The 22,899-nt window shown below is 54.8% G+C and carries 22 protein-coding genes; 13 read left to right on the top strand and 9 right to left on the bottom strand.

The window, feature by feature from the left end; all coding sequences use genetic code 11:
* The first annotated feature begins 10 nt into the window (after nucleotides 1-10).
* The 4 genes from D467_RS0100940 (at nucleotide 11) to kduD (ending at nucleotide 3,510) form a co-directional block, all read left to right on the top strand.
* Nucleotides 11-979, top strand: coding sequence for a sugar kinase (locus tag D467_RS0100940; RefSeq protein ID WP_018915625.1), 969 nt, complete (start codon nucleotides 11-13; stop codon nucleotides 977-979).
* Nucleotides 980-1,029: 50 nt separating this feature from the next.
* Nucleotides 1,030-2,007, top strand: a complete 978-nt coding sequence (locus tag D467_RS0100935; protein WP_018915624.1) for a 2-hydroxyacid dehydrogenase — start codon at nucleotides 1,030-1,032, stop codon at nucleotides 2,005-2,007.
* Nucleotides 2,000-2,689 carry an HAD family hydrolase gene (locus D467_RS0100930; protein WP_018915623.1) on the top strand — a complete coding sequence of 230 codons (690 nt, stop codon included), beginning with the start codon at nucleotides 2,000-2,002 and terminating at the stop codon, nucleotides 2,687-2,689. Before D467_RS0100935 ends, D467_RS0100930 begins: the two co-directional genes overlap by 8 nt.
* A gap of 68 nt (nucleotides 2,690-2,757) precedes the next feature.
* The gene (gene kduD, locus D467_RS0100925) at nucleotides 2,758-3,510 is read left to right on the top strand and encodes a 2-dehydro-3-deoxy-D-gluconate 5-dehydrogenase KduD (protein ID WP_018915622.1); all 753 of its coding nucleotides are present in this window, start codon (nucleotides 2,758-2,760) and stop codon (nucleotides 3,508-3,510) included.
* Here kduD and D467_RS0100920 read toward each other — a convergent pair.
* A complete protein-coding gene (locus D467_RS0100920; protein WP_018915621.1) occupies nucleotides 3,507-4,715 on the bottom strand; it encodes an amino acid deaminase in 1,209 nt (402 codons plus the stop codon). The genes kduD and D467_RS0100920 overlap by 4 nt on opposite strands.
* 122 nt (nucleotides 4,716-4,837) lie before the next feature.
* Here D467_RS0100920 and D467_RS0100915 point away from each other — a divergent pair, with 122 nt between their 5' ends.
* The 4 genes from D467_RS0100915 (at nucleotide 4,838) to D467_RS0100895 (ending at nucleotide 9,222) form a co-directional block, all read left to right on the top strand.
* The gene (locus D467_RS0100915; protein ID WP_026285547.1) at nucleotides 4,838-5,701 is read left to right on the top strand and encodes a MurR/RpiR family transcriptional regulator; all 864 of its coding nucleotides are present in this window, start codon (nucleotides 4,838-4,840) and stop codon (nucleotides 5,699-5,701) included.
* Nucleotide 5,702: 1 nt separating this feature from the next.
* The gene (locus D467_RS0100910; protein WP_018915619.1) at nucleotides 5,703-7,190 is read left to right on the top strand and encodes an N-acyl-D-amino-acid deacylase family protein; all 1,488 of its coding nucleotides are present in this window, start codon (nucleotides 5,703-5,705) and stop codon (nucleotides 7,188-7,190) included.
* Nucleotides 7,187-7,579 (top strand): RidA family protein, encoded by a 393-nt coding sequence (locus tag D467_RS0100905; protein WP_018915618.1) that lies wholly within the window; start codon nucleotides 7,187-7,189, stop codon nucleotides 7,577-7,579. Before D467_RS0100910 ends, D467_RS0100905 begins: the two co-directional genes overlap by 4 nt.
* Before the next feature lie 143 nt (nucleotides 7,580-7,722).
* Nucleotides 7,723-9,222: a sodium:solute symporter family protein gene (locus D467_RS0100895; RefSeq protein ID WP_018915616.1), complete on the top strand. Its 1,500-nt coding sequence runs from the start codon at nucleotides 7,723-7,725 to the stop codon at nucleotides 9,220-9,222.
* 75 nt (nucleotides 9,223-9,297) lie between these two features.
* On the opposite strand, the gene uxuA is transcribed toward D467_RS0100895, so the two are convergent.
* From uxuA to D467_RS0100855, 8 genes are all read right to left on the bottom strand, one after another.
* Nucleotides 9,298-10,476, bottom strand: coding sequence for a mannonate dehydratase (uxuA, locus tag D467_RS0100890; protein ID WP_018915615.1), 1,179 nt, complete (start codon nucleotides 10,474-10,476; stop codon nucleotides 9,298-9,300).
* Nucleotides 10,477-10,486: 10 nt separating this feature from the next.
* Nucleotides 10,487-11,959, bottom strand: a complete 1,473-nt coding sequence (locus D467_RS0100885) for a mannitol dehydrogenase family protein (protein WP_018915614.1) — start codon at nucleotides 11,957-11,959, stop codon at nucleotides 10,487-10,489.
* 2 nt (nucleotides 11,960-11,961) lie between these two features.
* Nucleotides 11,962-13,245, bottom strand: coding sequence for a TRAP transporter large permease (locus D467_RS0100880; RefSeq protein ID WP_018915613.1), 1,284 nt, complete (start codon nucleotides 13,243-13,245; stop codon nucleotides 11,962-11,964).
* Between the two features lie 2 nt (nucleotides 13,246-13,247).
* Complete coding sequence (locus D467_RS0100875) at nucleotides 13,248-13,829, bottom strand: TRAP transporter small permease (RefSeq protein WP_018915612.1); 582 nt, start codon at nucleotides 13,827-13,829, stop codon at nucleotides 13,248-13,250.
* 96 nt (nucleotides 13,830-13,925) lie between these two features.
* Entirely contained in the window at nucleotides 13,926-14,894 is a 969-nt protein-coding gene (locus tag D467_RS0100870) for a TRAP transporter substrate-binding protein (RefSeq protein WP_018915611.1), read from the bottom strand.
* 68 nt (nucleotides 14,895-14,962) lie between these two features.
* Nucleotides 14,963-15,985 carry a Zn-dependent oxidoreductase gene (locus D467_RS0100865; protein WP_018915610.1) on the bottom strand — a complete coding sequence of 341 codons (1,023 nt, stop codon included), beginning with the start codon at nucleotides 15,983-15,985 and terminating at the stop codon, nucleotides 14,963-14,965.
* A gap of 30 nt (nucleotides 15,986-16,015) precedes the next feature.
* Nucleotides 16,016-17,227 carry a D-mannonate dehydratase ManD gene (gene manD / locus D467_RS0100860; protein WP_018915609.1) on the bottom strand — a complete coding sequence of 404 codons (1,212 nt, stop codon included), beginning with the start codon at nucleotides 17,225-17,227 and terminating at the stop codon, nucleotides 16,016-16,018.
* Nucleotides 17,224-17,970: an FCD domain-containing protein gene (locus tag D467_RS0100855; protein WP_018915608.1), complete on the bottom strand. Its 747-nt coding sequence runs from the start codon at nucleotides 17,968-17,970 to the stop codon at nucleotides 17,224-17,226. Before D467_RS0100855 ends, manD begins: the two co-directional genes overlap by 4 nt.
* A gap of 115 nt (nucleotides 17,971-18,085) precedes the next feature.
* On the opposite strand from D467_RS0100855, the gene D467_RS0100850 reads away from it, so the two are divergent.
* From D467_RS0100850 to D467_RS0100830, 5 genes are all read left to right on the top strand, one after another.
* Nucleotides 18,086-19,264, top strand: coding sequence for an alpha-hydroxy acid oxidase (locus D467_RS0100850; protein ID WP_018915607.1), 1,179 nt, complete (start codon nucleotides 18,086-18,088; stop codon nucleotides 19,262-19,264).
* Nucleotides 19,265-19,568: 304 nt separating this feature from the next.
* Entirely contained in the window at nucleotides 19,569-19,898 is a 330-nt protein-coding gene (locus tag D467_RS0100845) for a four-helix bundle copper-binding protein (RefSeq protein WP_018915606.1), read from the top strand.
* 239 nt (nucleotides 19,899-20,137) lie between these two features.
* Complete coding sequence (locus D467_RS0100840) at nucleotides 20,138-20,800, top strand: transporter substrate-binding domain-containing protein (RefSeq protein ID WP_371827756.1); 663 nt, start codon at nucleotides 20,138-20,140, stop codon at nucleotides 20,798-20,800.
* Nucleotides 20,797-21,774 carry a cation diffusion facilitator family transporter gene (locus D467_RS0100835; protein ID WP_018915604.1) on the top strand — a complete coding sequence of 326 codons (978 nt, stop codon included), beginning with the start codon at nucleotides 20,797-20,799 and terminating at the stop codon, nucleotides 21,772-21,774. The genes D467_RS0100840 and D467_RS0100835 overlap by 4 nt, the downstream gene beginning before the upstream one ends.
* Nucleotides 21,775-21,824: 50 nt before the next feature.
* Nucleotides 21,825-22,850: a potassium channel family protein gene (locus D467_RS0100830; RefSeq protein WP_018915603.1), complete on the top strand. Its 1,026-nt coding sequence runs from the start codon at nucleotides 21,825-21,827 to the stop codon at nucleotides 22,848-22,850.
* The last annotated feature ends 49 nt before the right edge of the window (nucleotides 22,851-22,899 follow it).

The following is a 22,899-nucleotide window of genomic DNA, read 5'->3' as shown; positions in this document are numbered from 1 at the left end:
GAATAACGCTATGGCAAATGCACCAACCTCCTCCCCCCAGATACTCACTTTTGGCGAAGCCATGGCCATGTTAGTGGCCGATTTACCAGGCGACTTGGCTGACGTAGACCGCTTTCATCGCCGCTTGGCAGGCGCTGACAATAACGTCGCCATTGGCCTCTCACGCCTGGGTTTTCACGTTGGCTGGTTGAGCCGGGTAGGCAGCGACAGCCAGGGCCGCTTTATTCAGCAGGCCTTAAAAGCCGAAGGTGTTGATGATCGATATATTCACCTAGATGCGCACCACCCCACCGGGCTGATGTTCAAAGAGCGTGCCGAGGGCGGTGCCGACCCACGGGTTGAGTATTTCAGGCGCGGCAGTGCCGCCAGCCACTTGAGCGTGGAAGACGCCGCTGCCATCGACTTTCAGTCGCTCACTCATCTGCATGCCACCGGCATTACCCCCGCGCTTTCTGAAAGCGCCCTGGAACTAACCCGCCACGTGATGCAGAAGGCGCGCGAAAGCGGCGCCAGTATTTCCTTCGACCCCAACTTGCGCCCGTCACTTTGGCCCAGCGAAGCTGTCATGCGTGATACCTTGAATGAGCTGGCAAGTCTTGCTGACTGGGTACTACCAGGGCTTTCTGAAGGGCGACTTTTGACCGGCTGCGAGACACCCGAAGCGATTGCTGACTTTTACCTCGCTCGAGGTGCCAAGGCCGTTATCATCAAGCTGGGGCCAGAAGGAAGCTATTACCGTGGCACTTTGGGCGGCACGCTGGAAAGCCTTCTGGCACCCGGCCAGCCGGTCGCTGAAGTTGTTGATACGGTCGGCGCAGGCGATGGCTTTGCGGTGGGCGTGATTAGCGCTTTGCTGGATGGCCGTACGCCGCAACAGGCGCTTGATCGCGGTAATCTGGTAGGTGCTCAGGCTATTCAGGTCGTTGGCGATATGGAAGGTTTGCCAACACGGGATAAGCTTCGTGAGCTTGAACAGTAAAATCAGTTAATGTTTCATTTAATAAAAACATCAATACAACAGGAGACAAAATGAAAAAGAATATCATGGTAATGGGTCGACTCAGTGACTCTCAGCAGGAAGAGCTAGCACAGGACTTTACGTTACTTGAGCATTCAGGCTCACTGAATCTGACCCAGCCGGGTGTGGCTGAGGTACTTGCCAAAGCGCATGGCATTATCGGCTCCGGGTTACCTGTCACCCCCGAGCTGCTGGATGCAGCGCCCGCGCTTGAAGTTATTTCGACCGTTTCTGTAGGTTACGATAGCATCCCCGTGGATGAACTAACCAAGCGCGGCATCATGCTGTGCAACACCCCAGATGTACTTACCGAAACAACGGCTGATATTGGCTTTGCGCTGATCATGGCGGCTGGCCGACGCATGATCGAGCTTACGGAAGTAGTCAAACAAGGCAAATGGAAGTCCAGTATCGGTCCTGATTTATTCGCCAACGATGTACACGGCAAAACGCTCGGTATGGTCGGATTTGGCCGTATCGGTGCGGCAATTGCTCGACGCGGCGCGCTGGGCTTTGGCATGCCGATTCTCTACTCCAACGCCTCACCGAAGCCGGAGCTTGAAAAAGAGCTAGGCGCAAAACGCTGCGAGCTAGAAACGCTCTTGGCAGAATCCGATTATGTGTGTATTACCGTCCCCCTCACCCAAGAGACGGAAAAGCTGATTGGCAAGCATGAATTCTCGTTAATGAAGCCCTCCGCTGTTTTCGTCAATATCGCACGCGGTAAAGTAGTTGATGAGGCCGCTCTGATCGAAGCCTTGGAAAACGACACGATTCGAGCGGCAGGCCTTGACGTATTCGAGCAGGAGCCCCTTCCCGCCTCATCACCGCTTCCCCATATGCACAACGTGGTCGCGTTACCGCATATTGCCTCGGCCACCCATGAAACTCGCCAGGCAATGGCCCAACGCGCCGTGGATAATATTCGTTTAGCGCTCCAGGGTGAGCGTCCGATTAACGTCGTTAACGAAACGGTGCTTAATGCATAATCCGCTCGCGGCACCTGCACCGCTTTGCCTGCTGTTTGATTGCGATGGCACGCTCGTTGACAGCGAAATTCTACTCGCCGAGGTGCTTGGGGAAGTCTTGCCTGAGTTCGGCTTGCCGTTTTCAGCCCGGCAATATATGGAAGAATTCCGCGGCATTCGCTTTTACACCATCGTCCAAATGCTTGAAGAGCGTTTTGGCGTGTTGGTAGAAGATCAATTTCCGGCAATGGAAGCACAAATGCGCGCCCGCATGGAGGCGCGCATGCGCGCAGAGCTTGAGCCGATAGCGGGCATTCCTGAGGCGCTGGCAGCCTTAAGCGCCTACCCCAAGGCAGTAGTATCCAACGGGCCAGAGCCCAAGATTCGCTGCGCGCTGGAAAGCACGCGCTTAACGCCGCACTTTGGAGAGCAGATCTTTAGCGCTTATACGCTGAACGTGTGGAAGCCCGACCCTGCACTTTACCTTCAGGCAGCCTCAGCAATGGGCTACGCCCCCGAGCAATGTATCGTGATCGACGATGCGGCGGTGGGCATAGAAGCAGGCTTGGCGGCGGGCATGCATGTTATCCATATCAACCACTTCCCCGAAGAGGAAACCACGCCTGAAGGCGCGATTGGTATACAGCATGCTCATGAGCTACCTGACGTGATTGCCCGCCTTGGTAGCGCAGTCACTATGTAGCACAAAACGCTTAAAGCATTGATACAGCCAGTTTGTTGGTATACACAGCAGTTGAAGGGAGTGACACGATGAAACTATTTTCGCTGCACGGCCAGGTCGCCATGGTGACCGGTTGCAATAAAGGCCTGGGGCAAGGTATTGCCCTGGCGCTGGCTCAAGCAGGCGCGGATATTGTCGGCGTTAGCCGCCGCCCTGCCGATGATACAAAGCACCAGGTCGAAGCGCTAGGGCAGCGCTTTTACGCGGTTGAGGCGGAGCTTGGTCAGCATGCGCCAAGCGAGATTGTAAGCCAGGCCATCACACAAGCGGGCAAGCTGGATATCCTGGTCAACAATGCCGGCATTATCCGCCGGGCACCAGCTCTTGAGTTTTCTGAAGAAGACTGGGACGCAGTGCTAGACGTTAACTTAAAGGCCGCGTTCTTCCTGGCTCAACACGTTGCCAAGCATCTTATTGAGCGCAAAGCGCCCGGCAAAATTGTCAATATCGCCTCACTGCTCTCTTTCCAAGGCGGCATTCGCGTCCCCTCTTACACCGCCAGCAAAAGCGGGCTTCAAGGCCTCACTCGCCTGCTGGCCAACGAATGGGCCGCCCACGATATCAACGTGAATGCAATCGCCCCTGGATACATGGCAACCGATAACACCCAAGCGCTGCGCGACGACCCCCAACGTCATGACGAAATACTCGGCCGTATTCCGGCTGGCCGCTGGGGAACGCCTGACGACTTGGCGGGCGCAGTCATCTTTTTGTGCTCTGACGCAGCCCGATACGTTCATGGCCACACGCTAGCCGTGGATGGTGGTTGGCTTGCGCGCTAGAAGCAGGTAGTCAAATGCTCTTTAACGTTTAAGTCATTATCGACTAACAACAGCTGGCGCCATTTATCGAACGTTAAACAGGGGTGAGAGGCGCCAAACGCAACGATATCACCCACCTCTACATCCAGCGCCTCTTTAGGAAGCCGCACGAACGTGTGCTGATCCATGATATTCATCACTTCCCAACCAGTCACCGGCAACAGTTGCTCTGGGGTACCGGCTTCCCTGTAGCGACGCAGGGCAATGGGTAACTGATCATGGCCGATATCGCGCTTGCCCAATGCGATGATGGCAAGTCCCGGTTCAGGAAGCGACTGTACCTGTGCAAAGACCTCCAGGGCAGGCTCAAGGCCTTCCGGCAAATCAGGTCGACGAGCAAGCACGGCGGATTGCGCCTCACGATACAGCCCATGGTCGTGAACTACGTAACACCCTGGGCGTAATACGGCTGTAAATTGATCTTGAAGCGGCGCTCCTTCAAAAGCTTCTGCAATCAAGTCATACCAGGCAGAACCCGATGCCGTGACAATAGGTTCAGGTTCTGAAAAGCGCTTTGCTGCCTCAAGCTCTACCGCCACATCCACTAGATATTTAGCGTAAGCACGAATACCGGCTTCTGGATCAGCGCCGTGCACGACGCCTTCATAGCCTTCCAACCCCGCCAATGACAGCGCGGGCTCTTCAGCAATAGTCTCAGCCAGAGAGAGTATCTGTTGCTGGGTACGGCAGCCGCACCTTCCACCCGGCACTCCCACCTCAATCAAAACCGGTAAGATCAGACCTCGCTTGGCAAAAAAGCGCCCAAGCTGGCGTACGTTTTCCTGGCTATCCACCACACAGTAAAACGTTGCCCCTTGCTCTATCAGATTAGCGACAATGGCCATATTCGCCTGCCCCACCAACTGGTTAGCCATCAGTAACCGAGTGATGCCATGAGTAAAGGCTGCGCGGCACTGTGGTGCCGTCGCCAAGGTAATCCCCCATGCACCCGCCTGAAGCTGACGATGAAAAAGCGCTGGGGTCATGGTGGTTTTACCATGGGGCGCCAAGCGGGCGCCGTGGGCTTCGGCAAAGCGCTGCATCCACGCCACGTTATGTTCAAGCGGACCTTCATGCACCACGGCGGCAGGCAGACTGACGCCCCCCAACAGGTTAGGGCCTAGCTCCACGCTGCCTTTATCTACTGCTGACGCCATTGATTGCATATACCCATCTCCTGGAATTTTAAGCGCGTTTCACCACGCTTATGTTAGTTATTTTCACAGACATTGACTTTAAGATAGAAACTAACATATTTTTTAAACAAGGCAACCATCAGGAGCTCACGGTGAGCCAAGAAATAGATATTTTGTCTCGAATAACTACTGACTTTAACGCGCTTCGCGACGCTGAACGAAAAGTCGCCGAGCTTATTTTTGCTGACATTGATTTTGTCACCGAATCAAGTATCGGTGATATCGCCCAGCGCGCCGGAGTGAGTGACGCTAGCGTGACTCGCTTTGCACGCGCTATCGGCTGTACGAACGTACGCGACTTAAAAACCCGCCTGACGAAAGCCTTAGGCGCGGGACGCCGGTTTATTCAGGAAGCCACGCCCGAAGACAGCTCCAGCGTGGTGTATGACATTGCGACCCAAACGCTGGCGCTCAACCGCGACTTGCTCGCCCAGGCAGATGTGGCAGGCGCCGTTGAGCTGCTTGATAACGCGCGCCAGATACTCGTTTTTGGCGCGGGTGGCGGCTCAAGCATTCTTTCCCAGGAATTTCAGTTTCGCCTGGTGCGCCTTGGCTATGCGGTCTGCGCCTACCCTCAGGCACTCTTGCCCCGCATGGTGGCATCAACGCTTGAGCCTGATGACGTAGTGGTCGTGCTATCAGTCACCGGTTACACCCCTGAAATGGTGGAGTCGGCGCAGATTGCCAAGCAGTACGGCGCGAAGGTCATCGCTATCACCGCGATGAATTCGCCGCTCGCCACCACCTCCGACATTGTGCTGCCAATCACCTCGCGGGAAACCGACTTCATTTATCACCCTTCGGCTTCACGCTACGCCATGCTCGCGGTTATCGACGTATTAGCACTTGAGCTTGCCATGCGACACCGCGAACGCTCACGTACTAAGTTGCGCCGACTCAAACTGAGCCTGGATGACCATCGTGGTGGTGATAACCGCCAGCCATTAGGAGACTAAGATGGTTTACGACGTATTAATTCGTAATGCCAACGTGCTGGATGGCGCTGGTACGCCGCCTTTTCGTGCGGATATCGCCATTCAAGGTGAGCGCATTTGCGCTATCGGCAAGATGCCCTATGCAACGGCCACCACCGTTATCGATGCCCACGAGCGTTATTTGGCCCCTGGCTTTATTGATGTTCACACCCACGATGATACCAATGTCATTCGTACGCCCGAAATGCTGCCAAAGCTAACCCAGGGCGTTACCACGGTCGTGGTGGGTAACTGTGGTATCAGTGCAAGCCCCGTAACACTTGCCGAGCACGTCCCCGATCCAATGAACTTACTGGGTAACCTTGAAGATTTTCGTTACCCAAGTTTCGCGAATTATGCCAATGCGGTAGACGCCGCCAAGCCGAGCATCAATGTTGCGGCCTTGGTCGGGCACACCAGTTTGCGCAGCCAGGTAATGGACAGCTTTGCCCGCCCGGCCAGCGCAGATGAAATCTCTGCCATGGAGGTCCTGCTACGCCAGGCACTGGATGAAGGCGCTCTGGGGCTTAGTTCAGGGCTTGCGTATCGCAACGCCATACATGCGCCAACCACTGAAATGGCGCCATTGGTGGCGGCGGTTGGCAAATCAGGGGGCGTATATACCACTCACCTGCGTAATGAGTTTGCGGGCCTACTGGAGGCCATGGATGAGGCATTCACAACCGCTCGGGATGGTCAGGTTCCTTTAGTCATTTCGCATCTTAAATGCGCAGGCGCTGGCAACTGGGGAGGCGCAGGCCAAGCACTGAGTAAACTTGAGATAGCCGCCCAACATCAACATGCCCACTGCGACTGCTACCCCTATACGGCAGGATCTTCGACCCTGGACCTTGGCCAGGTAACGGATGAGATCGAGATCACGATCACCTGGTCAGAACCCCATCCAGAGCAGGCGCGTCGCCCCTTGAAAGACATCGCTGCCGACTGGCATATGTCGCTTCTAGACGCTGCCAAACAGCTACAGCCCGCTGGGGCGGTTTACCACAACATGAGCGAAGCGGATATGCAGCAAGTGTTGGCACATCCGCTCTCCATGGTGGGCTCCGACGGCTTGCCTAATGATCCGCATCCACACCCGCGGCTGTGGGGCGCCTTTCCACGGGTTCTGGCCCACTACAGCCGTGATTTAAACCTAATGCCGCTTACAGAAGCGGTGCGCAAGATGACCAGCCTTTCAGCGGCCAACTTTGGTTTAACGGATCGCGGCGTCATACGCATCGGCGCCTATGCAGATCTCACCCTTTTTGATCTTGATGTGCTGGAAGATACAGCCAGTTACGAGGCCCCCATCGCGGCGGCTAAAGGCATCGATATGGTCGTAGTGAATGGCAAGCTTGCCTATTACCAGGGCGCTATTACCGACCAGCGTTCAGGGCGAATGTTACGCCGCACGGAGCGTATTGCTCAAAACTTCCCTCTCTCTCAACCCAAGCAGGAGAAAACATCATGAGTATTACCCGATATGGCACCGAAGGCGGCGTCGGCACCGGTGGTCAGAAACTACCTTTTGCTCGCGCCGTAGAGGCAGGCGGCTGGCTATATGTCTCTGGCCAAACGCCGATGACCGACGGTGAGGTTGTTGAAGGCGGCATCGTCGAGCAAACCCGCCTGGCGTTCAACAACTGTATAGCCATCATGCACGAAGCGGGCTACGGCGTTGAAGATGTTGTTCACGTAACGACCGTGCTGACGGACGCGCGTTATTTCACCTCTTTCAACAAGGTCTTCAAGGAGATATTTGGCGACAACCCGCCGGCACGTATCTGCAGCGTTCAAGACCTGGTGGTGGATTGCAAGGTCGAGGTTGACGTGAAGTGCTTCCGCGCTGATCGCGTTTAGTTACCACAAAAAAAGCGCCGTACCCCGGCAAGGGTACGGCGCCAGATTACCGCCTGATCAAGAAAAAAAGCCCAGCGGTAATCGCCTGCATTGCTTAACGACAGCCGCGGCAACGGCTGAATAAACAACGATAAGAGGTTAGCATGAACAGTCAGATATTCCTTTCAGCCTTTATCATCTATATCGCCGTTATGATCTTGTTTGGTTGGTATATATCCCGACATAAACGGGGCAATGGCGATGATTTTCTATTGGGTGGCCGTAGTGTTCCGCTCTTCTTAACGGTTGGAACCACTGTCGCCACGATGGTGGGTACCGGCTCCAGTATGGGAGCCGTGGGTTTTGGCTATGCCAATGGCTGGGCAGGCGCGCTCTACGGAATTGGTGGCGCTATTGGGGTTCTCTTGCTTGCCGTCTGCTTTGCGCCGGTACGCAAGTTTCGCTTTATGACCATGAGTGAAGAACTAGCCTATTACGTTGGCGCTAATCGGCTGGTTCGCAATATCGTCGCGCTACTTATCTATATTGCCTGCATCGGTTGGCTGGGTGCGCATATCTTAGGTGGTGGCCTTTACCTCTCTTGGATGGCAGGCATTGACCTGACGACGGCGCGTATTCTGGTTGCTTTGGGCTTTGGCATTTACTGCGTCATCGGCGGTTACTTTGCGGTTATCTGGACCGACACCATTCAAGCAGTCGTGCTTTTTGCAGGCTTTATCTTGATGGCCGTGCTGGCGCTAGTGGAAGTTGGCGGCTTCTCGGGGCTCACAACAGGCATGGAGGCTGGGGCGACTAGCTTTTTAGGCATTGATCAAATTGGTGCGCTGCCTGCGCTTTCGCTTGCCGCCGTGATCGCGATTGGTGTGCTTGCAACGCCCTCTTTCCGTCAGCGTATTTACTCTGGCGAATCAGTTGGGTCGGTGCGCCGCTCGTTTTTGATCACCGGCGTACTTTATATGGGGTTCTCAATCATTCCCGCGATTATCGGAATGGCAACGCACGCCCTTAATCCGGGGCTTGAAAATAGCAACTACGCCTTTCCGTTCCTGGCTACTGAAATCATGCCGCTAGGATTGGGACTTCTACTACTGGTAGCGGGCCTCTCCGCCACTATGTCGAGTGCCAGCTCCGATGCGATCGCCGGTGTCTCTACGCTCATTCGTGATTTGTATGTGCTGGCAACGGGGCGTACACCCTCGGCCCGTAATGTGGTGCGTTTCTCGCGCATTGCCTTAGTGGTAACCATCGGTTTGGCGCTGCTTTTCGCCCTCGCCTCGGACAATGTGATCACTTACATCACGCGCATGATCTCGACTATCCTGTCAGGGCTATTCGTTAGCGCCATGCTGGGTCGTTTCTGGCCACGCTATAATTGGCAGGGCGCCATTGCCACTCTGATTTGTGCCTCGGCAACGTCTTTAATCATTATCGCCAATAGCGACTGGACTGCCTTCTGGGGCAATCCAAGCATCCCCGCTGTTTTAGCGGCGCTAATCGCTGGGGTGGCCGTCAGCCTGCTGACACCCGCATCTCGCGTCACCTCTGCCCAAGCCCTTGCGATTCTTGACCAGGAACGCCAGCGCATGGAACAGGTGCCCGAGCCAACGCTGACTACAACGGAAGCGCCCTCTACGCCGCGGTAATTACGCATAGCTAGCATTAAAACAGCCCCGCTGACCCATAAAGTCAGCGGGGCTGTTGTTGCTTATAACACTGGCTTACTTGGCTGTTAGCTGGCGCACGGCGAGTTCAACACCACGTAGCTCGGCAAGCCCGCGCATACGGCCATAAAGTGGGTAGCCCGGCGCGGTTTTACGCTGCTGATCGTCAAGAATATGATGGCCATGATCAGGGCGCAACGGCAAGCGCGCCCCGCCCTCTTTTTCACGGCGACGCTCTTCTTCGACCAGCGCCTGGATAACGCCGACCATATCAACGTTACCTTCCAGGTGCGGCGCTTCGTGGAATGAACGTGGGTCCACCTCGCGCTTTGTGGCACGCAGGTGGATAAAGTGAATATGCGGGGCAAAGTGGCGAGCCATGGCAACCAGGTCGTTGTCTTCACGAACACCATAAGAGCCGGTGCAAAACGTTAGGCCATTGGCCGGGCTGGGCACATGATCCACCACCCACTGCGCATCCTCATGGGTTGACACCACTCGCGGCAAGCCCAGAAGCGGCCTGGGTGGATCATCAGGGTGGATCGCCATACGAATGCCGACTTCTTCAGCCACTGGAATAATTGCCTGTAAAAAGTAGCCAAGATTTTCGCGCAGCTTTTCAGCATCAATCTCGGCATACTCCGCCAGCACATCTCGAAACTGATCCAGCGTATAGTGCTCTTCAGCCCCTGGCAGTCCAGCGATCAATGTGGTCACCAGCTTGTCACGGGCGGATTGATCAAGCGTCTCAAGGTAGCGTTGGGCAGTACGTTTATCCGCTTCGCTATACTCAGCCTCGGCCCCTGGCCGCTTAAGAATATAGAGATCAAAAGCAGCAAACGCGGTGTGATCAAAGCGCAGCGCCAGCGCCCCATCCGGCAGTACATGAACGAGATCCGTGCGCGTCCAGTCGAGCACCGGCATAAAGTTGTAGCACACCGTGTCGATGCCACAGGCCGCCAAATTGCGCAGCGTTTGGCAGTACGTTTCAATCAACGCATCGCGCGCCGCAAGGCCCTGCTTTATTGCCTCGTGAACCGGCACGCTCTCGACTACCGACCAGCTTAACCCAGCGGCCTCAATCATGGCCTTGCGCGCTTGAATCGCCTCGACCGGCCATACCTTATCGTTGGGTATTTCATGCAGCGCCGTCACAATGCCGGTCGCGCCGGCCTGCCGGATTTCTTCAAGACGTATGACATCGTTAGGGCCAAACCAGCGCCAGGTATGTTCCATAGATAACTCCCTACTCTTCGATGCCTAGCGCTGCGAGCGCAGCGTTTAACCCGTCTTGCGTCAAGGCGCGGTAAGCCGCTAACACATCGTCAACAAATGGCTGGTTCGCCGCCAACGCAGGCGGCACAATCTCATCAATGGCTAAAAAGGCGTTTACCAGCGCGGCCGGGTGACCACCGTGAGTCTGGTGCAGCTCCGCAAACTGTTTTGCCATCGGGTCATCAACGGTATAGAGCTGGCCGTTTAGCGCTTGACCATCGGTATAACGAATCCATGCGGCCATGCCCAGCGCCACGCAGGGAGACGCCAGTCCGGTGCTGGCCCGCTCAAGCGCTCCGCTTAACCAGCGCTGGGGTAGTTTCTGGCTACCGTCCATGGCAATTTGCTGAAGCCGATGGCGCAAGCTGTCATTGGCAAATCGCGCCAGCAGTGAATCCGCGTAGGCTGTCAAGTCCGTGCCTTCGGGCATTTCAAGCGTGGGCGCGGCCTCTTCAAGCATATAGCGGCGCAATAGCGCACGCAGCGGCGTATGGCTCACACCGTCGAAGACCGTTTCAATGCCTTCTAGTGCACCAAGATAAGCAAGCAGTGAGTGGCTGCCGTTAAGCATACGCAGCTTCATGGTTTCAAACGGCGCTACATCGTTTACCATCTCGACGCCTTCGGCTTCCCAGCCAGGTCTTCCCAGCGGAAAGTGATCTTCAACCACCCACTGTGAAAACGCCTCGCCCACCACGGCATTGGGGTCGTTGACGCCAAGCTTAGCAAGGCGCTCAAAGTCAGCGTCGGTCATCGCAGGCACGATGCGGTCGACCATGGAGCTTGGAAACGCCACCTGCTCTGCGATCCATTCAGCCAGCGCGGCACTGCGCTGTTCAGCAAGGCGCACAACCGCCATTCGGGTGCGCTGTCCGTTATGGGGCATATTGTCACAAGAAAGTACCGCAAACGGCTCGATACCCGCCGCATGACGTCTTGCCAGTGCTTCTACCAATAACCCAGGCGCCGTACGCGGCTGCTGGGGGGAGGCAATGTCACCTGCCACCATAGGGTCATCTACCCTTAGCTCGCCGGTGGCGGGATTAAGAAAGTAGCCCTTCTCGGTCACGGTCAGCGTAACAATCCGTGTATCTGGATCTGCCATTCGGCCGAGTAGCGCTTCTCTATCCCGCCCCCAATTGCCCGCCGCATCTCGCCCGGAAAATAGCGTTTCTTCGATCACACCGATTTCACGTAGCGTAAGCGTCTGGCTATCGGCATATTCCGCCACTTGATAGCGGTAACCTGCCTTGCGCAGGCTATCCACCAGCTCAACGCTTGCGCGTAAATTCGCGCTACATACACCCCACTCGCCATCACCAGTGCGCTGGCGATAGCGCTCAAGATAAACCGCCTGGTGGGCGCGGTGAAATGCGCCCAGGCCTAGGTGGACGATGCCGATGTGACCGGTGTGCGGCGCGGCGTCAATGCGTTTAACAGACATGCCTAGTTACTCCCCATCAGCAGGTTAGGCAGCCACAGCGAGATGGCCGGCACATAGGTCACCAGCATCAGCACCGTCAGGTTGCACAGCAGGAAAGGCACGATTGCGCGGGCAACCGTCAGCATGGGCAGCTTGCCAATACCGGCCACCACGAACAGACATACGCCAACAGGCGGTGTGGTCAGACCGATCATCAAGTTGAGCACCGCGATTACGGCAAAGTGCACCGGATCCACGCCGACACCTGTGGCCACACCCACCAGCGCGGGGAAGAGAATGATCAGCGCGGCGATGGTTTCCATAAAGGCGCCAACGAACAGCAGGATCAGGTTGAGAATCAGCAGCACGATGAGCGGGTTTTCACTGATGGAAAGAATCAGCGTGGCGATCATCTGGGGTATCTGCTCGCTGGTCAGAATCCAGCCGAACAGGTTGGCCAGGCCCACCATCAGCAAAAGCGCTGACGAGGTCAGAACAGTATCCACCAGAATGCCCGGAAGTTTGCGCCAGGTAAGCCCCTTGTAGACATACATGCCTACCACCAAGGCGTAAAGACTGGCCACAATCGAGGCTTCGGTGGGCGTAAAGAAGCCGCCGATGATGCCGTAAAGAATGATTACGGTCATCAAAAGTGCCCAGAAGGCTGTTTTCGCTTCACGCAGAAGCTGCAGGACCGGCACCCGCTTCTCCTTAGGGTAACCGCGACGCACGGCAAGAATGTACACCGTGATCATCATGGCCAAGCCCATTAAAAGGCCGGGGACCGCGCCTGCCAGAAACATCCGTCCAACCGAAATACCGCTTAACGAGCCTGCAATAATCATCGGCACGCTGGGAGGAATAATCGGCCCAACGGTAGACGAAGCTGCGGTAACGGCAGCGGCAAACGGCTTGTCGTAACCCGAGCGCGCCATGCCAGGAATCATCACCGAACCGATACTCGCCGAGTCCGCCACGGCGGTGCCGGAAATACCGCCAAAAATCATTGAGCCGCCCACGTTGGCAAGGCCCAGGCCGCCGCGAATATGTCCAAGCAGCGCATTGGAGAAGCGCACGATGTGCTCGGTAATATTGCCCACGTTCATCAGGTTACCGGCCAGCACGAACCCCGGAATACACAGCAAAACGAAGGTGTCGATGCCCGCGTACATGCGCTGGGGCACGATGGTCAGCGAAATGCCTTCCATCAGTAGATACGACATTGAAGCGATACCGAGCGCAAAGGCGATAGGCATGCCCACCAACAGTAGTATCAGGAAAACGCTGAATAAAATAATGACTTCCATGCTTACAACTCCTGTTCACGGGAGGCAGAGGAGCGACACATTGCGATGATTCCCTCAAGACATCCCAGTACGCTATAAACCAGGAGCAGCGCAAAGGTGACTACTGTTGAGAAAAAGATGTACAGCATGGGCACCCGCAGTGTGGGAGATGTCTGCCAAGTGCCGTTCTGGGCGTACTGCCAGGCATAAGGCAGCACCAGAAAAGCAAACACGCCGATCATCAGACAGATCAGCGCTTGAAACGCCGCTTTCATGCGCGGGCCAAGCATATGATGGAAAAGCTCGACGCTGATATTACGGTGTTGACGCATGACTACCCCAACCGACAGCGCCACCATATAGATAAACAGATAGCGCGAGAGCTCTTCGGTCCAGGCGATGGAAAACGGCAGGAATAACCGTGAACTCACCTGCAGCAGCACCGTAGCGGCAATAGCGACCAGCGCCAGTACTGAAAGAGTAAGAAAACAGGTATCCACCCAGCCTATCAGGCGCCCAATGGGGCCTTGCAGCTTGGGCACCGCCGACATCGAATCCAGACTCTCCAACGCTTCTTGTTCAAGCGCTTTTTGATCCGAGCTCATAAACGTATCCTCATGGGACAGACTGCTCTTGCAGACAGAACTTGCAAACTGAGAATGGGCTGGCACGCGGCCAGCCCATTCTCACTACCAACCCTCTTACAGGTCTTGAATGGCGTCGAAGATTTCACGCTGTTCAGGTGTTAGGGCTTCCAGCACCGCCGGACGGGCCGCTTCAGCGAAGGCATCCACGTCTACTTCGATGAATTCCATACCGCGCTCTTGAAGGGCTTGCTCCAGGCGCTCCTGGTCTTCAACGAACAGCTCAGATTCAAAAGCCTGCATGGTTTCGGCGGCGTCACGCACTACCTGCTGAAGCTCTTCAGGCATTTTTTCAAGCTGATTACGTCCAATCACCACGTAGATCCAGCTGCGCACGTGGCCGGTCATATTGACGTAATCCTGCACCTCGTTGAAGCTGGCGCTTTCGATCAGGCTCAGCGGGTTTTCCTGACCTTCCAGCGTGTTTTGCTGAAGTGCGGTAAACACTTCGCTGAACGCCATGGGAGTAGGACGTGCGCCCATCGCCTGCCAGGTATCCACGAACAGCGGCACGTTGGGCACGCGCAGGCGCAAACCGTCCAGCTCTTCTGGGGTGCGGATGGGGCGGTTGGAGGTCAGCTCACGGGCACCGCGCTCGAACCAGGCCAGCGGCACCAGGTTGGTGCGCTCGATGATCTGCTCTTCGATTTCGGCGCCAACGTCACCATTCACTGCCGCGTGCAGGTGGTCGGAATCACGGAAGGCATAAGGAACAGCCATCATGGCGGCTTTAGGCGCCCAGTTTTGCAAGCTCTCGCCAGTGATGGTCATGTCCGCGGTGCCCAGCTGGATGCTGTTGATCACGTCCATTTCGTTACCCAGCTGCTCACTGGGGTAAAGGCGTACCTCGATACGCCCATCAGAGTTGGCTTCCACTTCTTCTTTAAACTTCTCAGCCGCTTGGTGCCAAATGTTCTGCTCGTTGGCCAAGTGACCAAAGCGCAGCGTGTAGTCGGCGGCCAGCGCCGATTGCGCGCTGAATACCATCGTTGCAAGTACCGCACTGGTTAACAGTTTCTTAATCATTTTATCGCTCCTGCACTTCTGCATTATTGGTTGTTAGTGCGTGTGGTTAAGATGAGTTGGCGTGCCCTTTAGGGGTTGATTTGAATCAGCACCTTGCGGGCTTCTTCAGGGCGGTGATCAAGCATATCGATGGCACCGGGCATATCGCTTAACGGCAACCGGTGGCTAACCAGCGCCAACGGGTCCAGCTTGCCACTTGCCATGAGCGCAAGTACCTCCGGAAACTTTCGATTGTTGAGCCGCGAGCCGACCAGCGTCAGCTCTTTCTTGATCACTTCAAGCTGTATCAGATCGCTTGGCTGGACGCTGAAACCGAGCAGGCCGATGCGCCCTGCGGGAGACGCCAGCCGCAGCATCTGGGGCAATAGCGCCGGCACGCAGGCGGCATCAGCAATCAGCGGTACGCCCTCGCCTTCGGTCAGTGCCAGAATCTCTTTTTCGACATCCTGAGTGCGGCTATTGAGCACATGGGTCGCCCCCAGCTCCTTGGCCGCGGCCAGACGCTCGTCGATCACGTCGGTAACGATGATCTCGTCAATGCCCATGGCGCGGGCCATCTGCAGGATAGTCATGCCGATCATACCGGCGCCCAGAATCAGAAGCCGATCGCCGCGGTGCGGCTGCATGCGATCCAGCACGTTCGCGGCGATGGTGTAAGGCTCGACGAGTGCTGCGGCGTCAAGCTCAATATGCTCGGGCACCTGGTGCACGTTGGCCGCCGGCACACAGACGAACTCCTCAAAACCGCCGTTACGGTGCACGCCGATCACTTCCAGAGCGCTACATACGTTGGGTCGATTAATGCGACACGGATAGCAGGTGCCGCAACTGATGACCGGGTCGACACAGACGCGATCGCCGACGCTTACATCCGGTACGCCCTCGCCTAGCGCCTCGATGACGCCAGCAAACTCGTGGCCGGTGATGCGTGGAAAGCGTACGAAAGCGTTATCGCCGTGGATGATATGCATGTCGGAACCACAGATTCCGGCAAACGCTACGCGGACCAGCACCTCGCCCGCCGCCGGGGTGGGAATTTCAACCTCGGCAACCTTGAAATCGTGAGGCGCGTTGACCTGAAATGCTTTCATGGATGCAAAACTCCTTACCCGTTTTTTAGGTCACCAATGCCAGAGGGTGCCGTCTTCCAACCGATTGACCGGCAGACTGGCGCGCTTGTAGGGGTACTGTTTGGCAAGCTCTTCATCGATATCCACGCCGTGCCCCGGCGTTTCACCAACGATAAAGTGGCCATCCTCAAACCGGTAATCGTGAGGAAACACTTCGTTAGTCGCGCTGGTGTGAGGCATGTATTCCTGAATACCAAAGTTAGGTACCCAGGTATCAAAATGAATAGCCGACCCCAAGCAAACCGGGGAGAGGTCCGTCGGCCCGTGGAAACCGGTCCGCACGTGATACAGGCCTGCTAAATCAGCAATTCGGCGCACATGTGTAATGCCACCTGCGTGAGTGAGCGTGGCGCGAATATAGTCGATCCACTGGTTTTCAATCAGCGCTTTGGCGTCATGTATACTATTGAACACTTCACCCACGGCCAGCGGTGTGGTGGTGTGCTGGCGTATAAGCCCAAACGCTTCCTGGTTTTCAGCAGGGACACAGTCCTCAAGCCAGAAAAGATGATAAGGCTCAACTTCCTTGCCCAGGCGGGCTGCTTCAATGGGCGTCAGACGATGGTGTACATCGTGCAGAATATGCAGGTCATCACCGAAGCGCTCGCGTACGGCGGCAAACAGTTTGGGCACGTGGTTTAGATATTTGCTGGTGCTCCACACATGCTCGGCGGGCAAATCGGCATCCGCAGGCTCGTAGGGCTCGCCATCTTTCTTGGCCACACCATAAATGCTCGCAATGCCGGGTACGCCTGCCTGCACACGCACGGCTTTGTAGCCTTCATCCACATGGCGGGCGACTTCTTCAAGACACGACTCGATATCGCGTCCCGTCGCGTGGCCATACACCATCACGCGCTCGCGGCTCTTACCGCCCAGCAGTTGATAGAGCGGCATACCCGCGAGTTTCGCTTTAATATCCCAAAGCGCCATGTCGACAGCGGCAATCGCGCTCATGGTAACCGGGCCACGACGCCAGTAAGCGCCACGATACAAGTAATGCCAAATATCTTCGATGCGCTGTGGGTCACGGCCAATCAAGGCAGGAATGACGTGCTCATCAAGGTAAGCCACCACGGCCATTTCACGGCCATTGAGCGTGGCATCCCCGATACCGTAAGTTCCTTCGTCAGTCACAATCTTTAAGGTGACGAAATTGCGCCCCGGCGAGGTGACAATAGTATAGGCATGTTCGATTTTCATGGGGTTGCCTCCTCAATGAGGGATACCGTTTCCTGAGTATCGAACATCTCGGGAAACCGCTTTACTAAATCGGGTAGCGAAACAAAAATCTCACGCAGATGGCGCCGCATGGCCTGCTCGGCCATTGCTATATCGCGATCTTCAATGGCGGTCACAATATGGGCGTGCTGGTCGATCAAACGGGCGATGGGGGTGGTATCAGGAACGCTTAAGTAGCGTACGCGGTCCATCTGGGCTCTTACTTCTTCAATGACTTTCCAGGCGGCCTGCTGCCCGACTGCCAGCGACAACGTCTTGTGAAAGCGCTCATCCAGCCGGTAGAAGCGAATGGTGTCGTGAGGCTCAATGCAGCGGCGCTGGCGCTCAAGTAAGTCATGCAGCTCTGTGAGCACATTCGGCGCAAGCCCCTTGGCCGTTGCCTGGCGCACCACGGCCACCTCCACCGCTTCACGTACAAAACGTGCTTCCAGCACCGCGCCTTGGGATATCTTGACAACATAGGTGCCACGCTGAGGCCTGACTTCGACAAGTCCCGCCTCCGAAAGACGGATAAAAGCTTCACGTACCGGCTGGCGGCTGACCGAAAAAGCATCCGCTACTTCTTTTTCAGAAAGCGCTTTGCCCGGGGGCAGCACCATCTGAATGATGGACTGGCGCAATACCTGGTAAAGACGCTGACGAACCGATTCGGTCTCCGACGTCTCCTGCCATAGCGCCTGTAGCGTAATATTGATATTGCTCATTTGCAGCAGCCTGAATTAAGGGGGCCTGTCGCCCTAACTGATATGACTAGTATGGTAGTATGGCAACACAAACAAAAGCCCTTTAAACCTATACTTTGGTTGCAGGTGAATCACCATGAAACGTCCGCTCTACTCAGGCTCAAATTATAAAAAAGCCTTGAACATTCATGATTTAGAACGTATTGCCAAGAAAAGGCTGCCGAACTTCGTATTCGAATATGTTTATGGCGGCAGCGATGATGAACATACGCTGCGCCATAATCGCGCCGTATTCGATCAATATCTGTTTGAACCTAAAACGATGACTAACGTAGGTGCGCGAGATTTAAGCACGACATTGTTTGGCCGTTCTTATCAAATGCCATTGGCGATTGGGCCAACGGGATTTAACGGCATGCTGACGCGTGATGGAGATTTAAAGCTGGCCTATGCCGCCCGTGATGCCGGCATTCCTTTCGTGCTAAGCAGCGTTTCAACTACACGCCTTGAAGACATCGCTGCCATCGAAGGGCTTACCGCCTGGATGCAGATCTATTTTTATCGTGACCGCGACTTTGTTAAATCGATGATACAGCGCTGTGTTGATGCAGGCTTTGAGGCCATCGTTGTAACGACAGACAGCGCAATTTACGGGAATCGCGAATGGGATGTACGCAATTTTAGCCGCCCCATGAAACCCTCCCTGCCCAACCTGCTTCACCTACTCACCAAACCAGGCTGGATGAGCGATGTGCTGATACCCGATGGCCTGCCTACGTTTAAAAACCTGGATGATTTGCTGCCACCCGATAAACGTAACGCTCAAGGTGCTTCACAGATAATTGGCCCGCAGCTAGACCCATCGCTCAACTGGGAAGATATCGCCTGGCTGCGTGATTTATGGCCAGGCAAAATAATTCTAAAGGGAATTATATCGCCGGAAGAAGCTGAACAGGCCGTGCGGCTGGGTATCGATGGCATCGTACTTTCCAACCACGGTGGACGACAGCTTAATCACTCGCTCTCACCCATGGATACACTGGCCGAGGTTAAAGCTTTTACAGGCGAGCGCTGTCATTTATTCGTGGATAGCGGCTTTCGACGCGGCACCGATATTATAAAAGCGTTGGCGCTAGGAGCAGACGCCGTGTGGCTTGGAAGAGCCACGCTTTATGGTTTAGCGGCTGGTGGTCAGGCGGGTACGCAGCATGCGCTTAATTTACTGCGAGGAGAAGTAGACAGAACCTTGGGCCTGTTAGGATTCACTACTATCCAGGATTTAACCTCTGCTTGCTTGAGCAAACGTAAACTTTGAGTGTATTCATTTATTCAAGATTGCAAGAGCGCCGCTGGACGACCGCTCTTGCCTTTAAAATCAGGTTACTTACTTATCAACTAAGCCGCCCGCTTAAACGTTAGACCTATTTTTTAAAAGCGTTTCAAAAAATAACAACAACCCAAATCATTGACTTTAAAACAAGTTAAACATTATTTAATCTTCTGCAAACATCTAATCAAGCTCCTATTATCAACTGACTTATAGAATGGAAAACTAGCCCTTTATTATTTTTAAAGCGGCGCCCAGCTTAAGGACGTATATCTAACAGGAGAGGTTTGCTATGAGCATACAGAATTTTAAAGAGTGCATCGAAGCCTGCAATATATGTGCGGTCTATTGCGATAATTGCGCTACTTCCTGCCTTCAGGAACCTACCCTTGGCAATATGGCTGAATGTATTCGTCTGGATATACAGTGCGCACAAATTTGTCGTCTGGCCGTCGCCTTTATGGCCCAAGGCAGCGAGTATGCTCAGGACATCTGTCAGCTATGTGCGGATATCTGTCAAAAGTGCGGCGATGAGTGTGGCCAACATGAAGCCGATCATTGCCAGGAATGCGCTCAAGCGTGCCATCGCTGCGCCAGCCTATGTGCATCAATGGTGGCCTAAACCGAAATCTCAGCCAGAACCCACATACCGTTCTACTTTAGCAATTAAGTTGAAAAACAGTTCAATATGCCTAACTTATGAGGTGAGCAGGGCTTGAGCGATCCCATGCTCACTTTTTTATAGGTTTTATTTATTAGCTATTATATAAATTCCCCCTTAACGGAAGCGGCTTAACGATGCAAAGCAAGGACAGCTTTATAACATTCGTTTTTCGGCCCAGCATACTGATCATTTTGGCGGTGATAGCTTTGACCGGTTGTCGTTATCCGGTCAATATTGAGCGCCCCATGGCAGATATGCAGGGCGGCGAGTTGAACATTGGCCTTTCCGAGAACCCTCCTTGGGTTATTAATACCGATCAGGGTCCGGCAGGGCTGGAAGTCGAAATAATCCAGGCGCTTGCGGAAAATATGGGCGCCACCATCAACTGGCATTGGGGTAGCGAAGGCAACCTGTTAGCTGCACTCTCGCAATACCAGCTTGATCTGGTGATCGGTGGGCTTACCCAGGACTCAAATGTGAGCGCCCTTGCCGCGCCGACTAAAGCCTACTACCAGAGCCACTATTCAGTCGGTGTGCCTGAAGGCGCTTCCTTGCCCAGCAACCTGGAAGGCATCGAGGTAGCCATTCCCGCTGTCAACCATATCGCTCACGCGCTTAGAAAAGAGGGCGCGGTGCCCCGCCCTACCTCTGAGCTTGGCACACTAGATCAAGCTGTCGCCAATCCATCCTGGTGGCTCCGGGCGCACGGCTACCAGGTAGGCGACTGGGAAATCGCAACTGACCACCATGTGATGGCGCTACCCAATGGTGAAAATGCCTGGATGCTTGCCGTACAGCGGCATCTGAACAGCTATCCCGATATTGAACAAAACCTCCAACGCCTGGAGGCAGACCAATGAAAATACGCAAGCTATATCACCTGCCACCGGATAAGCAGCAGGATCTCAACTATCTGATCCGCCTGGAATGGTGGAATCTAGCGTTTCGTATTTCCATTGTATCGGTGCTCGCGCTGGTACTGGGAAACAGCCAGGCAATGAAAGTCGCGTGGCTGGAAGACATGCTGTCGCTCATTCCGCCTATTGCCTTCTTGTTGGCCGTGCGGTTTCGCAAACGCCCGCCTAATGAGACATACCCCTATGGGTATCAACGCGCCACTATTATTGCCTTTTTATGCACGGCAACTGCGCTAAGCGCGATGGGACTGTTTCTACTGGGTGATTCGTTGCTCAAGCTTGTCCATCAGGAACACCCGAGTATCGGCGCCATTACCTTGTTTGGTGAAACGATATGGATGGGTTGGGTGATGGTTGGCGTGCTGATTTACAGCGTTATTCCACCTGTCATTATCGGGCGCTTACAGACCAAAGCCGCGGCAAAAGTGCATGAGAAGACCGTGTTTGCCGATGGGAAGATGAGCAAAGCCGACTGGATGACAGGGATGGCTGCCATCGTTGGTGTACTGGGTGTGGGAGCCGGCTTTTGGTGGGCGGACGCAGCGGCTGCGGCCATTATCGCCTTGGATGTTACCAAGGATGGTATTACCAATTTAAAAGAAGCCGTAGGCGACCTACTTGACCGCCGCCCTCACTTTACCTCTCGCGAAAAACCGGAATACATGGAAGAAGCGCTGGAAGCCGAGCTTCGGGCCATGCCTTGGGTAGCCGCCGCCTCAGTACGCTTACGCGAAGAAGGCCCAATCTTCAGCGGAGAAGCCTTTGTAACCCCGCATAGTAACGATGATCTGGCGCGCCATCTTAAAGAGGCCTCACAGCACCTTAATAATTACGACTGGCGTATTTATGAAGTCGTCGTTACTGCCTGGCCTAATGAGGAACACATACCTTCTCCTGCCAACGCCACCCCGCCATAAACCAATATGGCCGACTAACGTCGTTATAAATGATCGAAAGGACGCTCTATATGACAGGAAGCACACTGGCTGGCGTGATAGGCGTTCTTCTTGTTGCGCTAGCCAATTTTGATGCCATTCGTACCACGCTTTCCGCCTCTCACTCAGGGCCCGTCACCAATCGCTTGATTAGTGGTGTTTGGTCGATACTGCTATTGATTCATCGAACCCGGCGCTGTCATTGGTTACTCGCCGCCGCGGGCCCATGGATAACGATCGGGCTTCTTTTAGTCTGGGTAATAACGTTATGGCTGGGCTGGCTATTGGTTTTCTGTGGCGGGTCAGATGCTGTTGTGAATGCCAACACCCAGGCATCGGCCAGTTTGGTCGAACGTATCTACTTTACCGGTTATACCCTTACCACACTGGGCTATGGCGATTTTGTGCCGGGTAATGATCGCTGGCGCCTGGTCCCCACCTTGGCAGCAGCCAATGGCTTTTTCCTGTTTACGCTGTCGATTACTTACATGCTTAATATCGTTTCTAACGTTACCCAAAAACGTCACTTAGCGCTGTCTATCAGTGCGCTAGGCGAAAGCCCGCTAGAAGTTCTTAACACCACCCATGACAATGGGAAATTTACCAGCTTAAGCCAGCAGCTATCGCCTATTCAGCAAACTATCAGCACACTTGGCCAACAGCACCTCGCCTACCCTATTCTTCACTATTACCACGCGGGCAGTAGCCAGAAATCACTCCCGTTAGCGTTAGCGCGGCTTTATCAGGCGCTCATACTGGCAACCATCGCCAATCCTGACCTTAGCGCTGCCACCCACACTCAGTTCACTATAACGCTGCGCGTCATCGATCAATTTCTTGATACGTTGGATAGTGCGTTCATCCACGCCGCACCGCATTTGCCCCCTTTTCCAGCTCTTGAGGCCTACAAGACCTTACCGGGATTCGATGCATCACAAAAACAGATGCAGGAGGGATTAAGCGATCACTCTCAAAAAGTACTGCTCGCCTATATTCAGAAGGATGGCTGGGAGTGGGAAGATATCTGGCAGTTAGCTGAAGAGAAAAGTGCCCCATAAATTCGAGGCCGCCCCCTTCACACCAAGCTTCATGCGAAGGGGACGGTTT

It is taken from the genome of Vreelandella zhanjiangensis DSM 21076, assembly GCF_000377665.1.
GTDB lineage: Bacteria > Pseudomonadota > Gammaproteobacteria > Pseudomonadales > Halomonadaceae > Vreelandella > Vreelandella zhanjiangensis.
Note: the sequence above shows the minus strand (reverse complement) of the source record. Positions and strands in the feature narration are given on the sequence as shown.